The sequence below is a fragment of the Cryobacterium psychrotolerans genome, assembly GCF_900101115.1.
GTDB lineage: Bacteria > Actinomycetota > Actinomycetes > Actinomycetales > Microbacteriaceae > Cryobacterium > Cryobacterium psychrotolerans.
Genome location: NZ_FNFU01000002.1, coordinates 274,893 through 295,706, shown reverse-complemented (window position 1 = coordinate 295,706; position 20,814 = coordinate 274,893). Strand labels below are relative to the sequence as shown.

General features: G+C 69.0%; 20 protein-coding genes. 11 read left to right on the top strand and 9 right to left on the bottom strand.

Features of this window, described 5'->3' with window-relative positions; genetic code table 11:
• Positions 1-73: 73 nt before the first annotated feature.
• Positions 74-1,081 carry an asparaginase gene (locus BLQ39_RS03015; protein WP_092321611.1) on the bottom strand — a complete coding sequence of 336 codons (1,008 nt, stop codon included), beginning with the start codon at positions 1,079-1,081 and terminating at the stop codon, positions 74-76.
• 2 nt (positions 1,082-1,083) lie between these two features.
• Positions 1,084-2,457: a 4-aminobutyrate--2-oxoglutarate transaminase gene (gene gabT, locus BLQ39_RS03010; protein WP_092321609.1), complete on the bottom strand. Its 1,374-nt coding sequence runs from the start codon at positions 2,455-2,457 to the stop codon at positions 1,084-1,086.
• A 91-nt stretch (positions 2,458-2,548) separates the two neighbouring features.
• Here gabT and BLQ39_RS03005 point away from each other — a divergent pair, with 91 nt between their 5' ends.
• A complete protein-coding gene (locus BLQ39_RS03005) occupies positions 2,549-3,046 on the top strand; it encodes an OsmC family protein (RefSeq protein ID WP_092321608.1) in 498 nt (165 codons plus the stop codon).
• On the opposite strand, the gene BLQ39_RS03000 is transcribed toward BLQ39_RS03005, so the two are convergent.
• Entirely contained in the window at positions 3,021-3,257 is a 237-nt protein-coding gene (locus BLQ39_RS03000; protein WP_092321606.1) for a hypothetical protein, read from the bottom strand. The two genes, BLQ39_RS03005 and BLQ39_RS03000, sit on opposite strands and share 26 nt — an antisense overlap.
• A gap of 82 nt (positions 3,258-3,339) precedes the next feature.
• On the opposite strand from BLQ39_RS03000, the gene BLQ39_RS02995 reads away from it, so the two are divergent.
• Positions 3,340-3,828 carry a CGNR zinc finger domain-containing protein gene (locus BLQ39_RS02995; protein ID WP_092321604.1) on the top strand — a complete coding sequence of 163 codons (489 nt, stop codon included), beginning with the start codon at positions 3,340-3,342 and terminating at the stop codon, positions 3,826-3,828.
• Positions 3,829-3,837: 9 nt separating this feature from the next.
• Here BLQ39_RS02995 and BLQ39_RS02990 read toward each other — a convergent pair whose 3' ends face one another.
• Positions 3,838-4,620: a lysophospholipid acyltransferase family protein gene (locus tag BLQ39_RS02990; RefSeq protein ID WP_422386366.1), complete on the bottom strand. Its 783-nt coding sequence runs from the start codon at positions 4,618-4,620 to the stop codon at positions 3,838-3,840.
• An 80-nt stretch (positions 4,621-4,700) separates the two neighbouring features.
• Between BLQ39_RS02990 and dxr the strand changes: the two genes are divergently transcribed.
• Together dxr and BLQ39_RS02980 are read left to right on the top strand one after the other, a co-directional pair.
• The gene (dxr, locus tag BLQ39_RS02985; protein ID WP_092321603.1) at positions 4,701-5,777 is read left to right on the top strand and encodes a 1-deoxy-D-xylulose-5-phosphate reductoisomerase; all 1,077 of its coding nucleotides are present in this window, start codon (positions 4,701-4,703) and stop codon (positions 5,775-5,777) included.
• A 143-nt stretch (positions 5,778-5,920) separates the two neighbouring features.
• Entirely contained in the window at positions 5,921-6,616 is a 696-nt protein-coding gene (locus tag BLQ39_RS02980; RefSeq protein ID WP_135109331.1) for a hypothetical protein, read from the top strand.
• Between the two features lie 34 nt (positions 6,617-6,650).
• On the opposite strand, the gene BLQ39_RS02975 is transcribed toward BLQ39_RS02980, so the two are convergent.
• The 3 genes from BLQ39_RS02975 to BLQ39_RS02965 are packed head-to-tail and all read right to left on the bottom strand — an operon-like array spanning position 6,651 to position 8,841.
• Entirely contained in the window at positions 6,651-7,076 is a 426-nt protein-coding gene (locus BLQ39_RS02975; protein WP_092321600.1) for a hypothetical protein, read from the bottom strand.
• On the bottom strand, positions 7,076-7,609 hold the full coding sequence (locus tag BLQ39_RS15745; protein WP_092321598.1) for a hypothetical protein: 534 nt from the start codon (positions 7,607-7,609) through the stop codon (positions 7,076-7,078). Before BLQ39_RS15745 ends, BLQ39_RS02975 begins: the two co-directional genes overlap by 1 nt.
• Entirely contained in the window at positions 7,606-8,841 is a 1,236-nt protein-coding gene (locus tag BLQ39_RS02965) for a serine/threonine-protein kinase (protein WP_422386367.1), read from the bottom strand. The genes BLQ39_RS15745 and BLQ39_RS02965 overlap by 4 nt, the downstream gene beginning before the upstream one ends.
• Before the next feature lie 122 nt (positions 8,842-8,963).
• On the opposite strand from BLQ39_RS02965, the gene BLQ39_RS02960 reads away from it, so the two are divergent.
• Positions 8,964-10,292, top strand: a complete 1,329-nt coding sequence (locus BLQ39_RS02960; protein WP_198417095.1) for a M50 family metallopeptidase — start codon at positions 8,964-8,966, stop codon at positions 10,290-10,292.
• A 93-nt stretch (positions 10,293-10,385) separates the two neighbouring features.
• On the opposite strand, the gene BLQ39_RS02955 is transcribed toward BLQ39_RS02960, so the two are convergent.
• Positions 10,386-11,570 carry an acetyl-CoA C-acetyltransferase gene (locus BLQ39_RS02955; RefSeq protein WP_092321717.1) on the bottom strand — a complete coding sequence of 395 codons (1,185 nt, stop codon included), beginning with the start codon at positions 11,568-11,570 and terminating at the stop codon, positions 10,386-10,388.
• A gap of 209 nt (positions 11,571-11,779) precedes the next feature.
• Here BLQ39_RS02955 and BLQ39_RS02950 point away from each other — a divergent pair, with 209 nt between their 5' ends.
• The 3 genes from BLQ39_RS02950 (at position 11,780) to BLQ39_RS02940 (ending at position 15,588) form a co-directional block, all read left to right on the top strand.
• Positions 11,780-12,505 (top strand): hypothetical protein, encoded by a 726-nt coding sequence (locus BLQ39_RS02950; RefSeq protein WP_134575287.1) that lies wholly within the window; start codon positions 11,780-11,782, stop codon positions 12,503-12,505.
• Between the two features lie 53 nt (positions 12,506-12,558).
• Complete coding sequence (gene ispG, locus BLQ39_RS02945) at positions 12,559-13,716, top strand: flavodoxin-dependent (E)-4-hydroxy-3-methylbut-2-enyl-diphosphate synthase (protein WP_174775354.1); 1,158 nt, start codon at positions 12,559-12,561, stop codon at positions 13,714-13,716.
• A 105-nt stretch (positions 13,717-13,821) separates the two neighbouring features.
• Positions 13,822-15,588: a proline--tRNA ligase gene (locus BLQ39_RS02940; protein WP_174775353.1), complete on the top strand. Its 1,767-nt coding sequence runs from the start codon at positions 13,822-13,824 to the stop codon at positions 15,586-15,588.
• A gap of 29 nt (positions 15,589-15,617) precedes the next feature.
• On the opposite strand, the gene BLQ39_RS02935 is transcribed toward BLQ39_RS02940, so the two are convergent.
• Complete coding sequence (locus BLQ39_RS02935) at positions 15,618-16,439, bottom strand: DUF1206 domain-containing protein (protein ID WP_092321592.1); 822 nt, start codon at positions 16,437-16,439, stop codon at positions 15,618-15,620.
• A gap of 136 nt (positions 16,440-16,575) precedes the next feature.
• Here BLQ39_RS02935 and nusA point away from each other — a divergent pair, with 136 nt between their 5' ends.
• From nusA to infB, 3 genes are all read left to right on the top strand, one after another.
• Positions 16,576-17,586 (top strand): transcription termination factor NusA, encoded by a 1,011-nt coding sequence (gene nusA, locus BLQ39_RS02930; protein ID WP_092321590.1) that lies wholly within the window; start codon positions 16,576-16,578, stop codon positions 17,584-17,586.
• Between the two features lie 8 nt (positions 17,587-17,594).
• Complete coding sequence (locus BLQ39_RS02925) at positions 17,595-17,852, top strand: YlxR family protein (protein ID WP_092321589.1); 258 nt, start codon at positions 17,595-17,597, stop codon at positions 17,850-17,852.
• Between the two features lie 76 nt (positions 17,853-17,928).
• Positions 17,929-20,763, top strand: a complete 2,835-nt coding sequence (infB, locus tag BLQ39_RS02920; protein ID WP_092321587.1) for a translation initiation factor IF-2 — start codon at positions 17,929-17,931, stop codon at positions 20,761-20,763.
• Positions 20,764-20,814 lie beyond the last annotated feature (51 nt).

Sequence of the window (20,814 nt, the reverse complement as noted above, 5' to 3'; positions counted from 1 at the left end):
GCGAAACCGCAGTTGTGCGCGTTATGCGGGCGTTTTAACGCGCACAACTGCGGTTTCGCGGGGGGTTTGAGGGTTAGATGTAGCTGGCTCGGATTTCGCCGACCTGGCGTCCGCCGCCGGACACGGCGAGGTGCAGGTCGGGTGCCAGCGCGTCGACGTCGGAGCGTGCGATGGCCCCGGCATCGGCGAGCAGGCTGAGCGCGACGATGGTCGCCGCGCGCAGGCTGCCGTCGAGGACCTTCAAGGCAACCGTGGTGCCGTCGTCCGCCGAGGCGACCATGATTCCCTCGGCCCCGGTCTTGATGAAGAGGCCGAGGCGGTCGATCACGACGGTGTCCGGCATCCCGGGTCCGGCGATCACCCAGCCGTTCGAGCGAACGGCCTCGGCCAGGAAGCCCGCCTCCCGGTAGATGGCGAACGGCGAACTCGACTTGGAGGTGGCGATCCGGGCGATTCCGCGGGCGAGCGCGGTGAGGGAGAGCGCGTGCACGGGTGCCCCGCAGCCGTCGATGCCGGACGCCGCCGGGCGTTCTCCGGTGAACCGCTCGACCACGTCGAGGATCCGCTTCTGCAGCGGATGTTCCGGGTCGAGGTAGCCGGCCAGCGGCCAGTCGTTCTGGGCGCACGCCGCCAGCATGGCCGCATGCTTGCCGGAGCAGTTCATGTAGATCGGGGCCTTGCCGGCGCCGAGCCGCACCAGGGCGTCGCGGGACGCCGTGTCATCCGGCCAGGCCGCCGGGCAGCCGAGGGCGGACTCGGGCACGCCCGCACGGCTGAGGAGCCCGCGCGCGAGGGTGGCGTGCTTCTCCGTGCCGCTGTGGCTGGCGGTCGCGACTGCCGCATCCTCGCCACGGAGGGTAACGCCGCTGGCCATCACGGCGATCGCCTGGAACGGCTTCATCGAGGACCGGGGGAAAATCGGGGTCGTCACGTCGCCCAGGGCACGGATGAGCGTGCCGTCGGCCCGGAGCACGACGGCGGAGCCGGCATGCCTCGACTCGACGAAACCGCTCCGCTCGACGACGGCCAGTTCGACCGCGTTGCCGACGGCGAAGGTCTCCGTGACGCTTGCGGCTGCCACCCTTAGAGCGCCGCGATGGCGTCGTCGATGACCGAGAGGGCATCGGCGAGCAGCGCGTCGGTGACGGCCAGGCTCGGCAGGAAGCGCAGCACGTTTCCGTAGGTGCCGGCGGTCAGCAGCAGCACGCCGTGCTGGGCCGCGTAGGCGGAGATCTTCGACACGGCGGGCGCGTTGGGCTCCTTCGTCGTGTCGCCGGTGCCCGGCTGCACGAGCTCGATGGCGATCATGGCGCCGCGGCCGCGGATCTCGCCGATGATGTCGTACTTCGCCTTGAGCACCTCGAGGCCTGCGGTGAGGGTCGCTTCGATCCGCTTTCCTTCGGCGAGGAGGTTGTTCTTCTCGATTGCGTCGAAGACCGCGATCGCTGCGGCGCAGGCGACCGGGTTGCCGCCGAAGGTTCCGCCGAGGCCGCCGGGCTGGGAGGCATCCATGATTTCGGCGCGACCGGTGACGGCGGCCAGCGGCATTCCGCCGGCGATGCCCTTCGCGGTGAGGACCAGGTCGGGGACCCAGCCGAAGTGCTCGGCCGCGTAGTAGGCGCCGGTGCGGGCCATGCCGCTCTGGATCTCGTCGGCGATCATGACGACGCCGTTGGCCGTGCACCATTCCTGCAGGGCGGGGAGGAAGCCGTCGGCCGGAACCATGAAGCCGCCCTCGCCCTGGATGGGCTCGACGACGAGGCAGGCGAGGTCAGTGGCCCCGACGGCCTTCTCGAGGTACGTGATGGTGCGCTTGGCGGCATCCGCACCGCTCAGTCCGTCGTGATACGGGTACGAACTGGGTGCGTGGTAGACGTCGCCGGCCAGCGGGCCGAACCCGGTCGCGTACGGCATCGCCTTGTAGTTCATGGCCATCGTGAGCACGGTGCGACCGTGGTAGGCGTGGTCGAGCACGGCGACAGCGCGGCGGCCGGTGTGCTTGCGGGCGATCTTCACGCCGTTCTCCACTGCTTCGGCGCCGGAGTTGATCAGCACGCTCTTCTTGGCGAAGGTGCCGGGGGTGTGTTCGGCCAGCAGCTCGCAGACGCGGACGTATTCCTCGTAGGGCGTGATCGTGAACAGCGTGTGGATGAACTCGGCCGTTTGGCCGACAACGGCGTCGACGACACTGGACTCCGTGTGGCCGATCGTGGTGACGCCGATGCCGGCGCCGAGGTCGATGAACTGGTTGCCGTCGACGTCGACGACGATGGCGCCGTTGGCCCTGGCGACGTAGACCGGGAGCATGGAGCTGACTCCACCGGATACGCTCGCCAGGCGTCGCTTGTGCAACTCCTCTGACTTCGGACCGGGGATACTGGTCACGATTTTGCGTTCCTGTGTCACGGAATAGACGGGAACGACGGGGGCAGCGGGCGCGTTGAGGATCTCAGTCATAGTGTCCCCAGTTTACCGACCGGACGCTCGCTCACGGCAGCGTTTTCCTGCGAGAATCGTGTCCGGTCCCGCGATTACCCCAGGAGATGACATGAAAACTGCACATCACTACGCCGTGCGGCTTTCCTGGACCGGAAACCGGGGCGCCGGCACGAGCGGATACCGCGAGTACGGGCGCGAACACACCATCACGTCCGCCGGGAAACACCCCATCGACGGGTCCGCCGATCGCACCTTCCACGGCAACGCCGATCGCTGGAATCCCGAGGAGCTTCTGCTCACGGCCCTCAGCCAGTGCCACATGCTGTCCTACCTGCATGTCGCCGTTCGGCACGGCGTGACCGTCGTGGCCTACACGGATGACGCGGTCGGCACCATGGAACAGCTCCCGCCCGTCGGCGGCCGCTTCACCTCGGCGACGCTGCGCCCCCGGGTGACGATTGCGGACCCGAGCCAGCTGGACCTGGCCCAGTCGCTGCACGCCGAGGCCGCGCGGGAGTGCTTCATCGCGGCATCGGTCAACTTCCCGGTCGGCCATGAGGCGATGACCGTGCCCGAGGTCGTCACCGGGCTGGAATCGGCCGACTGAGCGACTTGGGTCGACGTTCCGGCGTGGTCGCCTCGGCTGAGCGCTCAGCGGAGCGTTCGGCGAAGCGGTGGATGGCCGCTGCCCAGAGGCGGTCGCGGGCTGCGGCAGGTTCGTCATCGCCGTAGCGCTGGCGGCGCAGTCGGCGCGCTCGTTCCGCTTCCTCCTGGTTCTGGCGGTTCAGTTCGATGGCGAAGTAGGCCAGGGGGTTCATTGTTCTCTCCGTTCAAAATAACCAGTGAAACTGCTTTACGGGTTACATGCTACGTAACTAGCAAACCGCGTACAATGGTTATATGACCGATGGCAGGAATGAGTCGAAAGTCGTCCGGAATGGCTCTCACGATGCGGAGCTCCTGGTCGACTTCCTCAACACGCTCGACGTGGAGGACGGTACGGACCAGCTGGCGACGTCAGCCGGGCTGGCGTCCTGGGCCAGCGCCCACGGGCTCGAACCGGGCACTCTCGACGACGCCCGCGGCGCCCGGGACGCGCTGCGGTCCCTGGTGACGGGCGGCCGGCCCGAGCTGCCGGCCGTCCCGCTGCATCCGTCCTGCGAGGGCGACGGGGTGTGCCTGCGGTCGAGCACGGTCGCCGAGGCCGCGATCGCGGCCACGGTGGTCCTGAGCATCCAGGGGAAGATCAGCCGGGTCAAGCTCTGCCAGGCCGAGACCTGCCGGTTCGCCTACTACGACCACTCGCGGAATGGCTCGCGGGCGTGGTGCAGCATGGAGATCTGCGGGAACCGCTCGAAGGCGCGGAACTTCCGCGCCAAACCGGCCTGACGCCTCGGCTCAGCGGCGCTCGGGGCGAAGGATCGCCTGGGCGACGCGCTGCACGACGCCCGACGGCGGCGTCTCGTTGTATTCGTTCGCGAGTTCCTGCCCGGTGAGGTCGTGGATGGCGGCCATGATCTCATCCGTTGCCCGGCGCCTGGCCCGGCCGGAGTCGGCGGTCCCGTGCCTGCTGACGTCGATCGGTTCGCCGAATTTCACCGTCACCCTGCGGATCCGCGGGAGCCTGGCGCCGACCGGCTGGATCTCCTGGGTGCCGATGAGCCCAACCGGCACGACGACCGAATTCGTGGTCAGGGCGAGCCAGGCGACGCCGGTGCGGCCGCGGTAGAGGCGCCCGTCGAGCGACCGGGTGCCCTCGGGGTAGATCGCGAACGCGCTGTCCGACTCCAGGATGCGCCGGCCCGCGTCGAGCGCGTCCTGGGCCGCCTGCCCGGCGCCGCGTTCGACGCCGACCGCGCCGATCGCGGTGAAGAAGGTCCGGGAGATCCAGCCCCTGAATCCGGTGCCGGTGAAGTAGGTGGACTTGGCCAGGAACTGCACCGGACGGGGCGCGGTGAGCGGGATCACCAGGCTGTCGATGAACGAGAGGTGATTGCTGGCCAGGATGACGCGTCCGGTTTCCGGGATGTTCTCCCGGCCGGTGATGTGGGGACGGAAGACCAGGCGGGCGATTGGGGCCATGATCCCGTAGCCGAGGAAATAGACGAATCCGGGCCGTTTCGCGGGCCCCGGCGCCGCTGCCTCGTCGACGAAATCCGGGTCTACGCTGGCAGCTGTCACCCTTCGACGATAGCGCTGTTCGTATGCGTTCCAGGGAATGCGTACCCCCGGCTCGAGTGCACGGGCCCTAGCATGGGAGCGTGCAGAGAGTAATCATCCTCGGATCGACCGGGTCGATCGGTACCCAGGCCCTCGACGTGATCAAGGCCAACCCGTTCCGCTTCGACGTGGTCGGGTTGTCCGCGGGCAGCAACCGGGAGCTGCTCGACGCGCAGGCCGAGGCGTTCGGCGTGGAGCACACGGCGCTGGGCGCCGCGGAGGCTGAGCAGCTGGTGCGGGATGTCGAGGCCGACGTCGTGCTCAACGGCATCACCGGTTCGGTGGGCCTGGGCCCGACCCTCGCCGCGTTGAAGGCCGGGCGCACACTCGCGCTGGCGAACAAGGAGTCCCTCATCGTCGGCGGGGACCTGGTGAAGTCCCTTGCGGCGCCCGGGCAGATCGTGCCGGTGGATTCGGAGCACTCCGCGATCGCGCAGGCGCTGCGGTCGGGCACTCCCCGCGAGGTCCGGCGCCTCGTGCTCACGGCATCCGGGGGCCCCTTCCGGGGTCGCAGCCGCCAGTCGCTGGCGACGGCCACGCCCGAGCAGGCGCTGGCGCATCCGACCTGGAACATGGGCCTCGTCGTCACCACCAATTCCGCCACGCTGGTGAACAAGGGCCTCGAGGTGATCGAGGCGCACCTGCTCTTCGACGTGGAGTACGACCGCATCGATGTGGTGGTTCATCCCCAGTCGGTCGTGCACTCGATGGTCGAGTTCATCGACGGCTCGACCATCGCCCAGGCGTCCCCGCCCGACATGCGGCTGCCGATCTCGCTGGGGCTGGACTGGCCGAACCGGGTCGCGGCCGTCGGTGTTCCGATCGACTGGACGACCCCGCACACCTGGACGTTCGAGCCGCTCGACGACGCGGCCTTCCCGGCGGTCGAGCTGGCCAAGCAGGTCGGCCGGGCCGGCGGAACCTATCCCGCCGTGTTCAACGCGGCCAACGAGCAGGCCGTGGCCGCGTTCCATGCGCGCCGGATCGGCTTCCTGGACATCGTCGCGACCGTGCAGCGCGTCGTGGAGGCGCACGAGCAGGACGGCATGCTCACACTGGAGTCGCTGGCCGCGGCAGAGGCCTGGGCGCGGGCCGCGGCCGACAAGCTGCTGGCCTGACCCCGGCGACCACCGTCGGCCGGTCCCTGCAGGCATCGAATCGGCCGCAATTTCGTCGCTGAGGGTCCCGGGTTCCCGCATGCCGCTAGGTTGGGCGAAGGGGGCGAGCCCCCTCGGACCACACGAGCGCAGGGGGAACGCGAATGACCAGAAAAACCATCGCCAGGACTGCAGTGATCCTGGGGGCCGTGGGCGTACTCGCGATGTCGCTCGTGGGCTGCGCATCGAGAGCGGCAAGCCCCGCACCCGCGATCGGCCCGTCGCCTTCCGCGAGCGACCCGGCACAGACGGATCCGCCGGCCGTTGCCGCCGCCATCCTGGTGCACTCGGACGGCCTGCGGGTTGTCGACGCAGCCGGGGATGTGCTTGAGACGGTGACCTACTTCGATCCCATCGCCGATGTGGTCGCCGTGCTCACGACGGCGATCGGAAGCGATCCGGTTGTCGAGGCGCATACCGGGGGGAGCGAGTCGTCACCGGGCACTTTTTACGTCTGGGACGGGCTGCTGCTGAATGACACCGACGAACCCGTGGCTGCCCCGCGCCTCGACCCGGAGTGGCACGTGCGGGTCGATGGGCCGACCGCGGGAACCCTGGCGGTGACCACGGCCGAGCACGTCGCGGTGGGTCAGTCCCAGGCGGAGGTTGAGACTCTCGTCCCGGGCACGCTGAGCACCGTGGAAGTTGCAGGTTCCACCGTGATGGACGGCCGGTACGAGCTGCTCGAGGTCGGCAAGAACGGCGAGACCGCGCTCCACCACGTGACGTTCGTACGTCTGGAGGGCTCTCCCCTGACTGTGACAACCATCCTGGCCCCAGCCCCGGACTGGGGAAACTAGGAACGTGCGCCGGGCGGGTGACGTCGAAGCCTGACTAGTCGTCCTTGCCGTTGCCCTTCTTGTCGTCGTCCTCGTCGTTGCCCTTGCCCGGCTTCGAATCCTTGGTCGGCGTCGGCGTGGGAGTCTGCGTGAGCACCGGCGCGGGTTTGGCGGCCTCGATCGCGGCGTTCAGGTCGGCGCCCACCAGATTGATGGCCGACTGGATGCGGGCTGAGCGTTCGCCCGTCACCTCGCCCGCGGCGGAGGCGGCCAGCAGGTCGGCCTGGAGCGCGTCCAGGGCGGATTGCGCGCTCGTGTAGTCGCCCGCGGCGGCGGAGGTGGCGACTGCGCGGACGCCGGTTTGCAGCCGCTCGGCCGTGGACTGCTCCAGGGCGGACGGATCGTTCGCGCATCCGGAGAGGGCGACCGCGAGGATGACCGCAGCGATCGCGGCGCGTGAGGCACGGGGAAGGCGCGTCATCACGGCACCGGCACCGTGGACGCCGGCGGCGCTTCGCCGGGGGCCGTTGGCGGCTCCGGTGCGGGCGCCGGCTCGGGGACCGGCTCGACGGTCGGATCCGGCGCGGGCTCGACCGTCGGTTCCGGAGCCGGGGTGGGAGTCGGGGTGGGCGTCGTCGTCGGCTCCGGGGAGGGTGCGGGTTCGTCCGTCGGCTCCGGGGCCTTCGTCGGCTCCGGGGTCGACACGGCGATCGCCGCCGCGAGGTCGGTGCCGACGAGCTTGATGGCCGCCTGGATCTCGGCGGATCGGTCGGCCGTCACATCGCCGGCCTTCGTCGCGGCGAGCACGTCCGCCTGCACCACAGCGAGCGCGGTCTGGGCCTCTGCGAAGTCGCCGGCCGCGGCGGCGGTCGACACGGCGAGCACCCCGTCCTGCAGCTGACTGGCCGCACCGGGCGTGAGGTCGGGGCTCGCGTCAGAACAGCCGGTCAGGGCGGCGGTGGCAATCAGGAGGGTGGCGGCCAGCGCGACGGACCGCGAACGGAACCCGCTCACGGCTCGACGCTCTTCTGGAGCTCCTGGAGATGCGTGCCCAGGGGGCCTTCGACGGCGGGGTAGCTCGGCGGGGTCGCTTCGGGCCCGCTTGGGCGCTGGAGGAGCACGAAGGCCAGAATTCCGATGACGACCGCGGCGACGACCAGGATGATCGGCACCCACTTCCGGCGTCCGCCCCGGGAAGGGCGCCCTGTTCCGGGAGTGGTCCGGGCCGCGGTGTCGTCGGAGTCCTGCGGCGATTGCACCCTGCCCAGGACCACCGTCTCCGCCGAGGCGTCACTGGAGGGAAGGGCACTGGCGGGCGAGGAGACGGGCAGCAGGGCCGTGGCCGCGTCGGTGGCCAGGAGAGCAGTGGCATCCGAGGCGCCGGTGGGCATGAGCTGCGTGGCGTCGTCCGCGGCGCCGGCGCCCGCGGAGGCCAGGGCCCGAAGGGCCACGGCGGCGTCGGAGGCGCTGGGCCGGTCTGCGGCTTCCCGGCTGGTCATCGCGCCGAGCAGGTTCACCCAGTCGCGGCCAAGGGTCGCCGGGATCTCGGGCTGGCGTTGCAGCCGGGCCGTCGCGGACTCGATGGCGGTGCCGGGGTAGGCGCGTTCGCCGGTCAGGCACTCGAGCAGCACCAGCCCGAACGAGTACACGTCGCTGGGCGGCCCGATCGCCGCGCCCAGGGCCTGCTCGGGGCTGAGATAGCTCGCGGTGCCGATGAGCGTGCCGGTCGCTGTGAGCCTGGCCTCGTCGAGGAGCCGGGCGATGCCGAAGTCGGCGAGCTTGGCGTGGGAAATACGGCCAGGGAAACTTGAGGGTGCCAGCAGGACGTTCGCCGGCTTGATGTCGCGGTGGATGATGCCCTGGGAATGCACGTAGTGCAGCGCCTCGGCCAGGTCGGCGCCCATCTCGGCCACCTCGGCGGCCGAAAGGGGCCCGCCCGCGATCTGGCTGCGAAGGTCGGGGCCGTCGATGAACTCCATCACGATGAACGTGCGCGCAGAGCCGTCGATGACGGCGGTTCCCACGTCGAAGAGGGTGACGAGGGCGAAGTGGTTGAGGCTCGCCAGCAGGGCGACTTCCCCGCTCTGGCGCTCCGCTCCGGACGAATCGTCGAGCGAGTCATTGCGGAACAACTTGAGGGCCACGGTGCGGCCGAGAATGACATCCGTCGCCTGGTAGACGGCCGCCATGCCGCCGTTGCCGATCAGGCGATCGACGCGAAACCGATCGGCGAGGACATCGCCGATGGGGCTGGCAGTTTGCTGTGCGGACAGGGGATTCTCCTCGGGGGGGATGCTGTGGCCGGAACGCGACCCGCGAGGGGCCTGTAACCAGCAGCTTTGCAGCTTGATGCGGCTAATCTGGGCCTGTGGAAACCGTGCTTCTGTTCATCTTAGGTGTCGTCGTCGTGATTGTCGGCCTTGCCCTGTCCATCGGCCTGCATGAAATCGGCCACCTGGTGCCGGCGAAGGCATTCGGGGTCAAGGTCACGCAGTACATGGTCGGATTCGGCCCGACCCTGTGGTCCAGGCGCAAGGGCGAGACCGAATACGGCGTCAAGGCCATCCCGCTCGGCGGCTACATTTCGATGATCGGCATGTTCCCCCCGGTCAAGGGCGGCGCCGCGCGCACCTCGGGGACCGGCTTCTTCAACACCCTGGTGCAGGATGCCCGCAGCAGCAGCGCCGACTCGATCGGCGAGGGGGAGGAGGCCCGGGCCTTCTACCGTCTGCCGGTTTTCAAGCGCGTCATCATCATGCTCGGCGGACCGACCATGAACCTCCTGATCGGGATCATCCTCTTCTCCATCGTGCTGATGGGCTTCGGCACGGCGCAGGCGAGCACGACCGTCGGGAGCGTCTCCGAGTGCGTGCTGCCGGCCACGAGCGTCCGCCAGACCTGCGACGCGTCCGACGAGCCGGCGCCCGGCGCCGCGGCCGGACTCCAGCCGGGCGATCGGATCGTCAGCGTCAACGGCACCCCCATTGCGACCTGGGAGCAGTCGACCGCGATCATCCGCGAGTCTCCGGGCACGCCCCTCGAATTCGTCGTCGAGCGCGACGGCGAGGACGTCGCCCTCACCATCACGCCGAAGCTCACCGAGCGGTACGTGATGGACGAGGCGGGCCAGATTGAAGAGGATGCCTCCGGGCAGCCTGTCACCACCGAGGTCGGATTCGTCGGGATCGGGCCGGCCAGCGAGCTCGTCCAGCAGCCGGCGACCGCGGTGCTTCCCGCGGTGGGCGACAACATCGTCAGGGTAGGCCAGATGATCCTCAACCTGCCGCAGCGGCTCGTCGAAGTGGCCAATGCCGCATTCGGCCCGGGGGAGCGCGACCCGAACGGCCCGATCAGCGTCGTGGGCGTCGGCCGCGTCGCCGGGGAGATCACGAGCATCGACTCCGTTCCCGTCGCCAGCAAGGTGGCGAGCCTGCTCGGCCTGCTCGGCTCCGTCAACATCGCCCTGTTCGTGTTCAACCTGATCCCGCTGCTGCCGCTCGACGGCGGCCACGTGGCCGGAGCGCTGTGGGAGGGCATCCGCCGCTTCTTCGCGAAGCTCTTCAAGCGCCCCGTGCCCGGGCCCGTCGACACGGCCAAGCTCATGCCGCTGACGTTCGCGGTGGTCATCGTGCTCGGCGCGATGAGCCTGCTGCTGATCTACGCGGACATCGTCAAGCCGATCAGCATCTTCGGCTAACGCTTCCTACCTCCCGCGAAACCGCAGTTGTGCGCGCTATAAACGCGTTTTGACGCGCACAACTGCGGTTTCGCGGGAGGGGCGGAGGGGCTTCTAGCGGGAGAGCAGCAGGGCGTCGCCCTGGCCGCCGCCGCCGCACAGCGACACGGCCGCCTTGCCGCCGCCGCGGCGAGCGAGTTCCAGCGCGGCGTGCAGCGCGAGCCGTCCGCCGGAGGCGCCGATCGGGTGGCCGATGGCGATCCCGCCGCCGTGGATGTTCACCTTGTCGCTGCTGAGGCCGAGCTCACGCGAGGACTGCAGGGCGACGGCGGCGAACGCCTCGTTGATCTCGACGACGTCGAGGTCTTCGGCTGACCAGCCCGCTCGGCCGAGGGCGTGCGCGATTGCGTTCGCGGGCTGCGAGTGCAGGGAGTTGTCGGGACCGGCGACGTGCCCGGATGCCTCGATGACGGCCAGCCAGGCGAGCCCGTGCGCCTCGGCCCACCGCCGGCTGGTCACGACGACCGCGCTCGCGCCGTCGCTGAGCGGCGAGGAGTTCCCGGCCGTGATCGTTCCGTCGGTCGAGAAGGCGGGGCGCAGGCGCCCGAGGGACTCCACTGTGCTGTCGCCGCGCACACCCTCGTCGGCGTCGATGAGCTTCGGTTCGCCCTTGCGCTGCGGCACGCTGATCGGCGTGATCTCGTTGTCGAAGGTGCCGTCGGCCATGGCGGCGGCGGCTCGCTGGTGCGAGGCGGCCGCGATTTCGTCCTGCTCGACCCGGTTCATCTCGAGTTTCTCGTTGACCCGCTCGGTCGAGATGCCCATCGACAGGCCGTCGAAGGCGTCCGTCAGCCCGTCGTGGGCGGCGTGGTCGAGGGCGGTGACGCTGCCGTAGGCCCAGCCCTGGCGGGAGCCGGGGAGCAGGTGCGGGGCCTTCGACATGGATTCCTGCCCGCCGGCGACGACGACATCCGCTTCGCCGAGCCGGATGAGACGGGCCGCGTCGATCACCGCGGCGAGCCCGGACAGGCACACCTTGTTCAGCGTCATCGCGGGCACGTTCCACGGGATGCCGGCGGCGATCGAGCTCTGGCGGGCGGGGTTCTGCCCGCAGCCGGCCTGCAGCACCTGCCCCATCAGCACGGCGTCGACCTGGTCGGGGCTGACGCCGGCGCGCTCGAGGGCGCCCGCGATGGCGGCGGTCCCCAGCTGCACGGCGGTGAGGGAGGACAGCTGGCCGTTCACGCGGCCCTGCGGCGTGCGCGATCCGGCCACGATGACTACTTCGATTGCGGGCATGAGGGGTGACTCCTTCGTCTTCACACTGATCTTTCGACTGTATCGCCGATCGACGCCCGGGACGCACCGGGCGGATGCCGCGGGCGAGGGCCGCGGGCGAAGGCCGTTCCGGATTCGAATCGTTATCGGGGATTCTTCCGTCGGCTGCCCGCCCGGTGCGAGACTGGCGGCAGGCGGCGCGGGGGACGCGCCGGGGGAAGTGGGACGCGATGAACCGGTCAGCCAGCAAATTCACCATGGTGGGCCTGATGGTGTCGGGGATACTGTTTGCCGGCACGGCGTGCGCCTCGAACCAATCCGGCGCGGACTCGGCGGCAGGCCCGGCCGGGGACGTGGCGCCCTCTTCCTCGCCGGGCCCGGAGGTCGACCCCCTCACGAGCGTCACCACCATCGTCGTACGCCCGGAGGCGCTCGAGCTCATGGACGAGTCGGGATCACTGGTGGCCTCTCTGACGTACGAAGATCCTCTGGCGGCGATGCTGGGCGCGTTGTCCGTGGTGGTCGGAGAAGAGCCCGCGACGGCATCGTACGAGGGCGGGCTGGAGCGCCCGGCGGGGCAGACGTATTCCTGGGCGGGTCTGACGCTCACCGACTACCTGCCGCCGGAAGGGAAATTCCTCGGCGAGAGCGATTACTCGCTCGACTTCACGGCGGGCCAGGTGGGCGACGGGGTCGCGATCACGACGGAGTCCGGTAGTACGGTCGGCGACGACATGGATGCCGTGGCGGACGAACTGGGGCTGAGCGTCAACAGGGATTTCGCGTCTGCCGGGCACCTGTTCTTTCTGATCGAAGTCGGTCCCGAGCTGACGACACCGGCGGGAGACAACATCGAATACCCCAACGCATGGGCTGTGCACGTCAGTTCCACTTCAGGCTCCGGGGTCATCAATAACATCGGGGCCCCGGTCAACCTGAGTCACTGGGTCAGCTGACGGGCGGTCCGCCGCACAGGCACCGCGCCGGGCACGACGCGTAAGCTAACGGCGTGGCTGCAATCAATTTAGGGATGCCCAAGGTGCCTGAGGTACTCGCTCCCAGACGTAAGACCCGTCAGATCAAGGTCGGCAAGGTGCTCGTCGGCGGCGACGCCCAGGTGAGCGTGCAGTCGATGACGACCACGCCGACACCGAACATCAACGCGACGCTCCAGCAGATCGCCGAGCTCACCGCGTCCGGCTGCGACATCGTGCGCGTCGCCGTGCCCAGCCGCGACGACGCCGAGGCGCTGCCGATCATCGCGAAGAAGAGCCAGATCCCGGTCATCGCCGACATCCACTTCCAGCCCAGTTACGTCTACGCCGCAATCGACGCCGGCTGCGCGGCCGTGCGTGTGAACCCGGGCAACATCCGCAAGTTCGACGACCAGGTCGGCGAGATCGCACGCCGGGCGAAGGCCGCGGGCGTCAGCATCCGGATCGGCGTGAACGCCGGCTCGCTCGACCCGCGCCTGCTGCAGAAATACGGCAAGGCCACCCCGGAGGCCCTCGTCGAGAGCGCCGTCTGGGAGGCGAGCCTGTTCGAGGAGCACGACTTCCACGACTTCAAGATCTCGGTCAAGCACAACGACCCGATCATCATGGTCAAGGCCTACCGGCTGCTGGCCGAGCGCGGCGACTGGCCCCTGCACCTCGGCGTGACCGAGGCCGGGCCGTCGTTCCAGGGCACGATCAAGAGCGCCACGGCGTTCGGCATCCTGCTCTCCGAGGGCATCGGCGACACGATCCGGGTGTCGCTGAGTGCCCCGCCGGTCGAGGAGATCAAGGTCGGCCTGCAGATCCTGCAGTCGCTGAACCTGCGCGAGCGCAAGCTTGAGATCGTCTCCTGCCCCAGCTGCGGGCGCGCCCAGGTGGATGTCTACAAGCTCGCCAACGACGTCACCGACGGCCTCGAGGGCATGACCGTGCCGCTCCGCGTCGCCGTGATGGGCTGCGTCGTCAACGGACCCGGCGAGGCCCGCGAGGCCGACCTCGGCGTCGCATCCGGCAACGGCAAGGGCCAGATCTTCGTCAAGGGCGAGGTCATCAAGACCGTCCCCGAGTCGGAGATCGTCGCGACCCTGATCGAGGAAGCCAACCGCCTGGCCGCCGAAATGCCGCCCAGCGAGGACAGCCTCGGCGCCCCCGTCGTCACCGTCGGCAAATAGCCCCACCCCTCCCCGCGAAACCGCAGTCGTGCGCGTTATGACGGCGTTTTAGCGCGCACAACTGCGGTTTCGCGGGACCGGGCGGGCGCGGCCTAAAGTAGACGGGTGCCTACACGCCTGTCGAACTACTTCCTCCGTACCCTCCGCGAAGACCCCTCCGACGCCGAGGTGACCAGCCACCGCCTGCTCGTGCGGGCCGGCTACATCCGTCGCCAGGCCCCAGGCATCTTCGCCTGGCTGCCGATCGGCCTGCGGGTGAAGGCGAAGATCGAGGCGATCGTGCGCGAGGAGATGACGGCGGCCGGCGCCCACGAGGTGCACTTCCCCGCTCTGCTTCCCAGGGAACCGTACGACATCACCGGGCGCTGGGACGAGTACGGCGACGGGCTGTTCCGCCTGAAGGACCGCAAGGGAAGCGACCTCCTGCTGGCACCCACCCACGAAGAGGTCTTCACCCTGCTGGTCAAGGACCTGTACAACAGCTACAAGGACCTGCCCCTGTCGATCTACCAGATCCAGGACAAGTATCGCGACGAGGCCCGCTCACGCGGAGGCCTGCTGCGCGGTCGCGAGTTCACGATGAAGGATGCCTATTCCTTCGACTACACCGACGCGGGCCTGGATGCCAGCTACCAGGCCCAGCGCGACGCCTACGAGCGCATCTTCACCCGGCTCGGCCTGGAATACGTGATCGTGCAGGCGGATGCCGGCGCCATGGGTGGCTCGAAAAGCGAGGAATTCCTGCACCCGACCCCGGTCGGCGAGGACACCTTCGTGCGGTCGGCCGGCGGCTACGCGGCCAACATCGAAGCGTTCACGACCGTCGCGCCTCCCGCGATCAGCTTCAAGGACCTGACGTCGGCCGAGGTGTTCGACACCCCGGACACCCCCACCATCCAGACCCTCGTCGACCGGGCCAACTCCGCCCACCCTCGCCCGGACGGCCGCGAGTGGACGGCGGCCGACACGCTCAAGAACGTTGTCCTCGCGCTGATGCTGCCGGACGGAACGCGGGAGCTCGTCGTGATCGGCCTGCCCGGCGACCGCGAGGTCGACCTCAAGCGGGTCGAGGTCGCATTCGCGCCGGCCGAGGTCGAGGCGGCCAATGAGGCCGACTTCGCCAGGCACCCCGGCCTGGTCAAGGGCTACATCGGCCCGTGGTCGATCGCCGGGGCCATCCTCGGTGAGAAGTCGGCCACCGGCATCAGGTTCCTGCTCGACCCGCGCGTCGTCGACGGTACCGAATGGATCACCGGGGCGAACGAGTCGGGCCGCCATGTCTTCGGGCTCGTTGCCGGACGCGACTTCCACGCCGACGGAACCGTCGAGGCCGCCGACGTGCGTGCCGGAGACCCCGCCCCCGACGGCTCCGGCCCGGTCGAACTCGCCCGCGGCATGGAAATCGGCCACGTCTTCCAGCTCGGCCGCAAGTACGCCGAAGCGCTCGGCCTCAAGGTGCTCGACGAGAACGGCAAGCTCGTCACCGTCACGATGGGGTCTTACGGGATCGGGGTGACCCGCATCCTGGCCACCATCGCCGAGCTCAACAACGACGCGAAGGGCCTGATCTGGCCGGAATCAGTGGCGCCGTTCGACGTGCACGTGATCGCCACCGGCCGTGACGAGCTCGTCTTCGAGACCTCCGAGACCGTCGTCGCGGCGATCGAGGCCACCGGCCGCGAGGTGCTCTACGACGACCGTCGCGGCAAGGTCTCGCCCGGCGTGAAGTTCGGGGACGCCGAACTGATCGGCGTCCCGAAGATCGTCATCGTGGGCCGTGGCGCGGCCGACGGCATCGTCGAGCTGTGGGACCGGCGCACCGGGGAACGAGAACAGGTCGCCGTCGCCGACGTCGTGACCCGCCTGGGCTGAGTCCCGGCCCGCGGCGGGTCGCCGCGTGATCAGAGCCGGGCGTAGCGCGCCCTCGCGAAGCTGTAGACGCCGAAGGCGATCAGTCCCACCCCGACCACGATCAGGAGGCCGGGACCGAACGGCAGGGCGACCAGGGCCTTGAGCGCCCCGTCGAGCCCGGTCGCCTTGGCGGCATTGGCCGTGAACGCCGCGACCAGGAACAGGATGCCGACCACCCCCAGCGCGATTCCCTTCGCGATGTAACCGAAGACGCCGAGTCCCACGATTACCGTGCCGACCGGCCCGCTCGGCACGGTAATCGCCTCGGTGAACGTCCTCGCCGCTCCCCGGTAGACGAAGAAACCGCCGATCACGAGCACGAGGAGCCCGATCAGGACGAGCAGGAGGATTCCGCCCGGTGCCCCGAGCAACGTCGCGGTGAAGTCCTGCGTGCTCCGGGCTGCGTCCGACGTGGCGCCCACGGCGAACGTGAGCGCCGTTGCCGCGACCGCGAGGTAGGCGACCCCCTTGCCGAGCTCGATCACCCGGTGCGCCCACTTGCGCTTCGGGTCATAGGCCGGCACGAGGAAGGCCTGGACAACCTGCCACAAGCCGAGGGCGGCCAGGCCGATCACCACGGTCCACAGCAGGAACACCCCGCCGGGAGTGGCGGCGAGTTGCCCGAGGGCGCCGGACTGGTCTGCTTTCGCGCCGCTCGTGCCGGTCGCGACTCCGATGGCGATGATGCCGATCAGCAGGTGCAGCAGGCCGTTGACCGCGTAGCCCACGCGGGCCAGGGTACGGAAAGGGGTGCTGTCTTCGGCCTTGCGTGCGGCCTTGCGCGCAGTCTTGCCTGCGGAATCAGTCGTCATTGGCCCAGACTAGCCGCGGGAACGCCACCGGCGACAGGGGCATCGACGGTGACGGACCCGCTCGGATTCGGGTACCGTAGAGGAGAGCCCGCTGCGCAGTTTCGCGGCGGCACAATTTGAATAGAGGAGGCCGGCCATGGACATCGACCTCAGTATGTTGCGGCAGATGGAGCGCGAGAAAGAGATCCCCTTCGAGGAACTCGCGCGGATCATTGAACAGGCAATTCTGACCGCCTACCTCAAGCACATCCACCCGGGTGAGCACATGAAGCAGGCCGTCGAGGAAGAGCCGGGGGCGCGGGTCGTTCTCGACCGCAAGACCGGCCACATCACCATCTTCGTGCCCGAACACGACGACGAGGGCAACATCATCGGCGAGGGCGTCGACGAGCCAACGGACTTCGGCCGGATCGCCGCGTTCGCGGCCAAGCAGGTCATCAACCAGCGCCTGCGGGACCTGGCCGATGACGCGGTGCTCGGGGAGTTCCGCAGCCGCGAGGGCGAGATCGTCGCCGGGATCATCCAGCAGGGCCCGAACCCGCGCATGATCCACGTCGACCTCGGCAGCATCGAGGCGATCCTGCCTCCTGAGGAGCAGGTGCCCGGTGAGAGCTACACGCACGGCACGCGCATCCGCGTCTACGTGACGGCCGTCGGCAAGGGGCTCAAGGGCCCGCAGATCACGGTGTCGCGCACCCACCCGTCGCTGGTTCGCCGCCTGTTCGCGCTCGAGGTCCCCGAGATCGCCAGCGGCGTCGTCGAGATCGTGTCGCTCGCCCGCGAGGCCGGCCACCGCACCAAGATCGCCGTGCGGGCCACCGAACCCGGCGTGAACGCCAAGGGCGCCTGCATCGGCGAACTCGGGCAGCGGGTGCGCGCGGTCACCGCCGAGCTCAACAACGAGAAGATCGACATCGTCGACTACTCGCCCGACCTGGCCACGTTCGTCGCCAGCGCGCTGTCGCCCGCCAAGGTCACCAGCGCCTATGTCATCGACGAGTCGATCAAGGCCGTCAGGGCTCTCGTGCCCGATTACCAGCTGTCCCTCGCCATCGGCAAGGAGGGCCAGAATGCCCGCCTCGCGGCCAAGCTGACCGGGGCCAAAATCGACATCCAGCCTGACAGTATTCTGGAGGACGCCGAATAGGGGGTACGATGGAACCCGTAAGAACGTGCATTGGATGCCGTTTGCGCGCACCTCGGTCCTCACTTCTGAGGGTTGTGGCCCGGGAATCGGAACTCGTGGCGGATGAAACCGCCACACTCCCTGGCAGAGGCGCGTGGTTGCATCCCACCGTCGCGTGCTTCCAGGACGCACAGCGGCGACGCGCTTTCGGGCGTGCCCTTCGCGTGACCAGTTCCGTGGACGCGAAACAACTAGAGAACAGGCTGACTTGGCTAATGGATAACTAATGAGCGGCTCGAAATGAGAACCGTCCGTTACTAACGGTCTGCCCCTTTCCGGGTGCAGGCCCGGAACAGGAGAATTGTGGCTGCAAAACCACGCGTACACGAGATCGCAACCGAGCTCGGCGTCGACAGCAAGGTAGCCCTTGCCAAATTGAAAGAAATGGGCGAGTTCGTCAAGGGACCGTCCAGCAGTGTTGAGCCCCCCGTCGCCCGGCGCCTCCGCGCCGCGCTCGAGGCCGACGGCGTGAAGACCGCCCCCGCGGGTGCCAAAACCGAAGCGCCGGTCGCCGCCAAGCCGGCTTCCGCATCGACGGCGAAGCCGGGAGCCCGTCCGGCACCCGCCAAGCCGGCCGCACAGCCCGTCGCCGTGGTGGAAGCCCCGGCCGCAGCCGCAGTCGACGCCCCGCCGCTCCCCGCGGCGCCGCTCACCGTTGCCGAGCGTCAGGCCCAGGCCGCCGAAAAGGCAGCCGCGGCAGGCAAGGCAGCCGAGAAGGATGTCGCGGCGGAAGCCACGACCGGCACCGAGACCCCCGAAGCCAGGACAGAGGGCGGCGCTGCCGCCCCGGTCAAGCCGGGCAGCGCACCGCGTCCGGGAGCCGCACGACCGGGTAACAACCCGTTCGCCAGCAACCAGGGCATGGGCAAGACCCCCACGCCGCGTCCGGGCAACAACCCGTTCGCGAGCGCCCAGGGCATGGGCCAACGCCCGCCCTCCGCCTCACCGAGCAACATCCCGCGTCCCGCCGCACCGCGCCCCGGTGCACCGCGTCCGGGTGGCCCCGGCCAGGCCCCGCGCCCGACCGGTTTCGGCCAGCGTCCGGGCGCTTTCCAGCGTCCCGGCGGAGCACCGGGAGGCGCCGGCGGCGCCCGCCCCGGCTTCGCGCGCCCCGGTGGCGCCCCGGCCGGAGCTCCCGGCTTCGGCCCGCCCCGCCCCGCCGGCGGTGGCGGCGCGGGTGGCCGCGGTCGCGGACCTGGTGGAGGAACCGCCGGTGCATTCGGCCGCGGTGGCGGCAAGAGCCGTGCCCGCAAGTCGAAGCGCACGAAGAGGCAGGAATTCGAACTGCGCGAGGCCCCGTCGCTGGGTGGCGTGAGCGTACCCCGCGGCGATGGCGGAACCGTTGTTCGCCTGCGTCGCGGTGCCTCGATCACCGACTTCGCCGACAAGATCGACGCGAGCCCTGGAAACCTCGTCACCGTGCTCTTCCACCTCGGTGAGATGGCCACGGCGACCGAGTCCCTCGACGAGGCCACGTTCGACGTGCTCGGCGAAGAGCTGGGCTACAAGATCCAGATGGTCTCGCCCGACGACGAGGACCGCGAACTGCTTCTCGGCTTCGACATCGACATCGATGAGGAACTGGCGGAGGAGACCGATGAGGAACTCGTCGCACGTCCCCCCGTTGTCACCGTCATGGGTCACGTCGACCACGGTAAGACCGCGCTCCTGGACGCCATCCGTAACGCCAAGGTTGCCGCGGGCGAAGCCGGCGGTATCACCCAGCACATCGGTGCCTACCAGGTCGTCACCGAGCACGAGGGCATCGAACGCGCCATCACCTTCATTGACACCCCGGGCCACGAGGCGTTCACCGCCATGCGTGCTCGTGGTGCGCAGGTCACCGACATCGCCATCCTCGTGGTGGCAGCCGATGACGGCATCATGCCGCAGACGATTGAGGCACTCAACCACGCGCAGGCAGCCAACGTGCCGATCGTGGTCGCGGTGAACAAGATCGACAAGCCCGGCGCCAACCCGCAGAAGGTGCGTCAGCAGCTGACCGAGTTCGGCCTCGTCGCCGAAGAATACGGTGGAGACGTCATGTTCGTCGACGTGTCGGCGAAGAACAAGGTCGGCATCCAGGAAGTCCTCGACGCCGTCCTGCTCACCGCGGACGCCGGGCTCGACATGCGCGCCAAGCCCGACAAGGATGCTCGCGGCGTGGCCATCGAGGCCAAGCTCGACAAGGGTCGCGGTGCGGTTGCAACCGTGCTCATCCAGTCGGGAACGCTGCACGTCGGAGACTCGATCGTCGCCGGAACGGCTTATGGCCGCGTCCGCGCAATGGCCGACGAGAACGGTGTGCCGGTCCTGGCCGCAACCCCGTCCCGTGCCGTCCAGGTGCAGGGTCTGTCGAGCGTCCCGCGCGCCGGCGACACCTTCCTGGTCATCGATGACGACCGCACCGCGCGCCAGATCGCCGAGAAGCGTGAAGCCGCCGAGCGCAACGCCCTGCTGGCCAAGGCCCGCAAGCGGATCAGCCTCGAAGACTTCACCCGTGCACTCGAAGAGGGCAAGGTCGAGTCGCTCAACCTCATCATCAAGGGTGACGTGTCCGGTGCCGTTGAAGCACTGGAAGAGTCGCTCCTCAAGATCGAGGTCGACGAGTCGGTGCAGCTTCGGATCATCCACCGCGGTGTCGGTGCCGTCACGGAGAGCGACGTCAACCTCGCCACCGTCGACAACGCCATCATCATCGGGTTCAACGTTCGCCCCGACACGAAGGCGCGCGAGCGCGCCGCCCGTGAAGGCGTGGACGTGCGCTTCTACTCCGTCATCTACAACGCGCTCGAGGACATTGAGAGCTCCCTCAAGGGAATGCTCAAGCCCGAGTTCGAAGAGGTGCAGAGTGGTGTCGCCGAGATCCGCGAGGTGTTCCGTTCCTCCAAGTTCGGAAACGTCGCCGGTGTCATCGTTCGCTCCGGAACCATCACCCGAAACGCCAAGGCTCGCGTCATCCGCGAGGGCGTCGTGGTGGGGGACAACCTGGGCATCGAGTCGCTGCGTCGCTTCAAGGACGACGTCACCGAGGTCCGGACGGACTTCGAGTGCGGTATCGGCCTCGGCAAGTTCAACGACATCCAGGTCGGCGACGAGATCGAGACGATCGAAATGAAGGAAAAGCCGCGGGTCTAATACCCGTTGCTTCAGGGGTCTCCGCGATCCTCCCCCTAAAAAGGGAAGCGA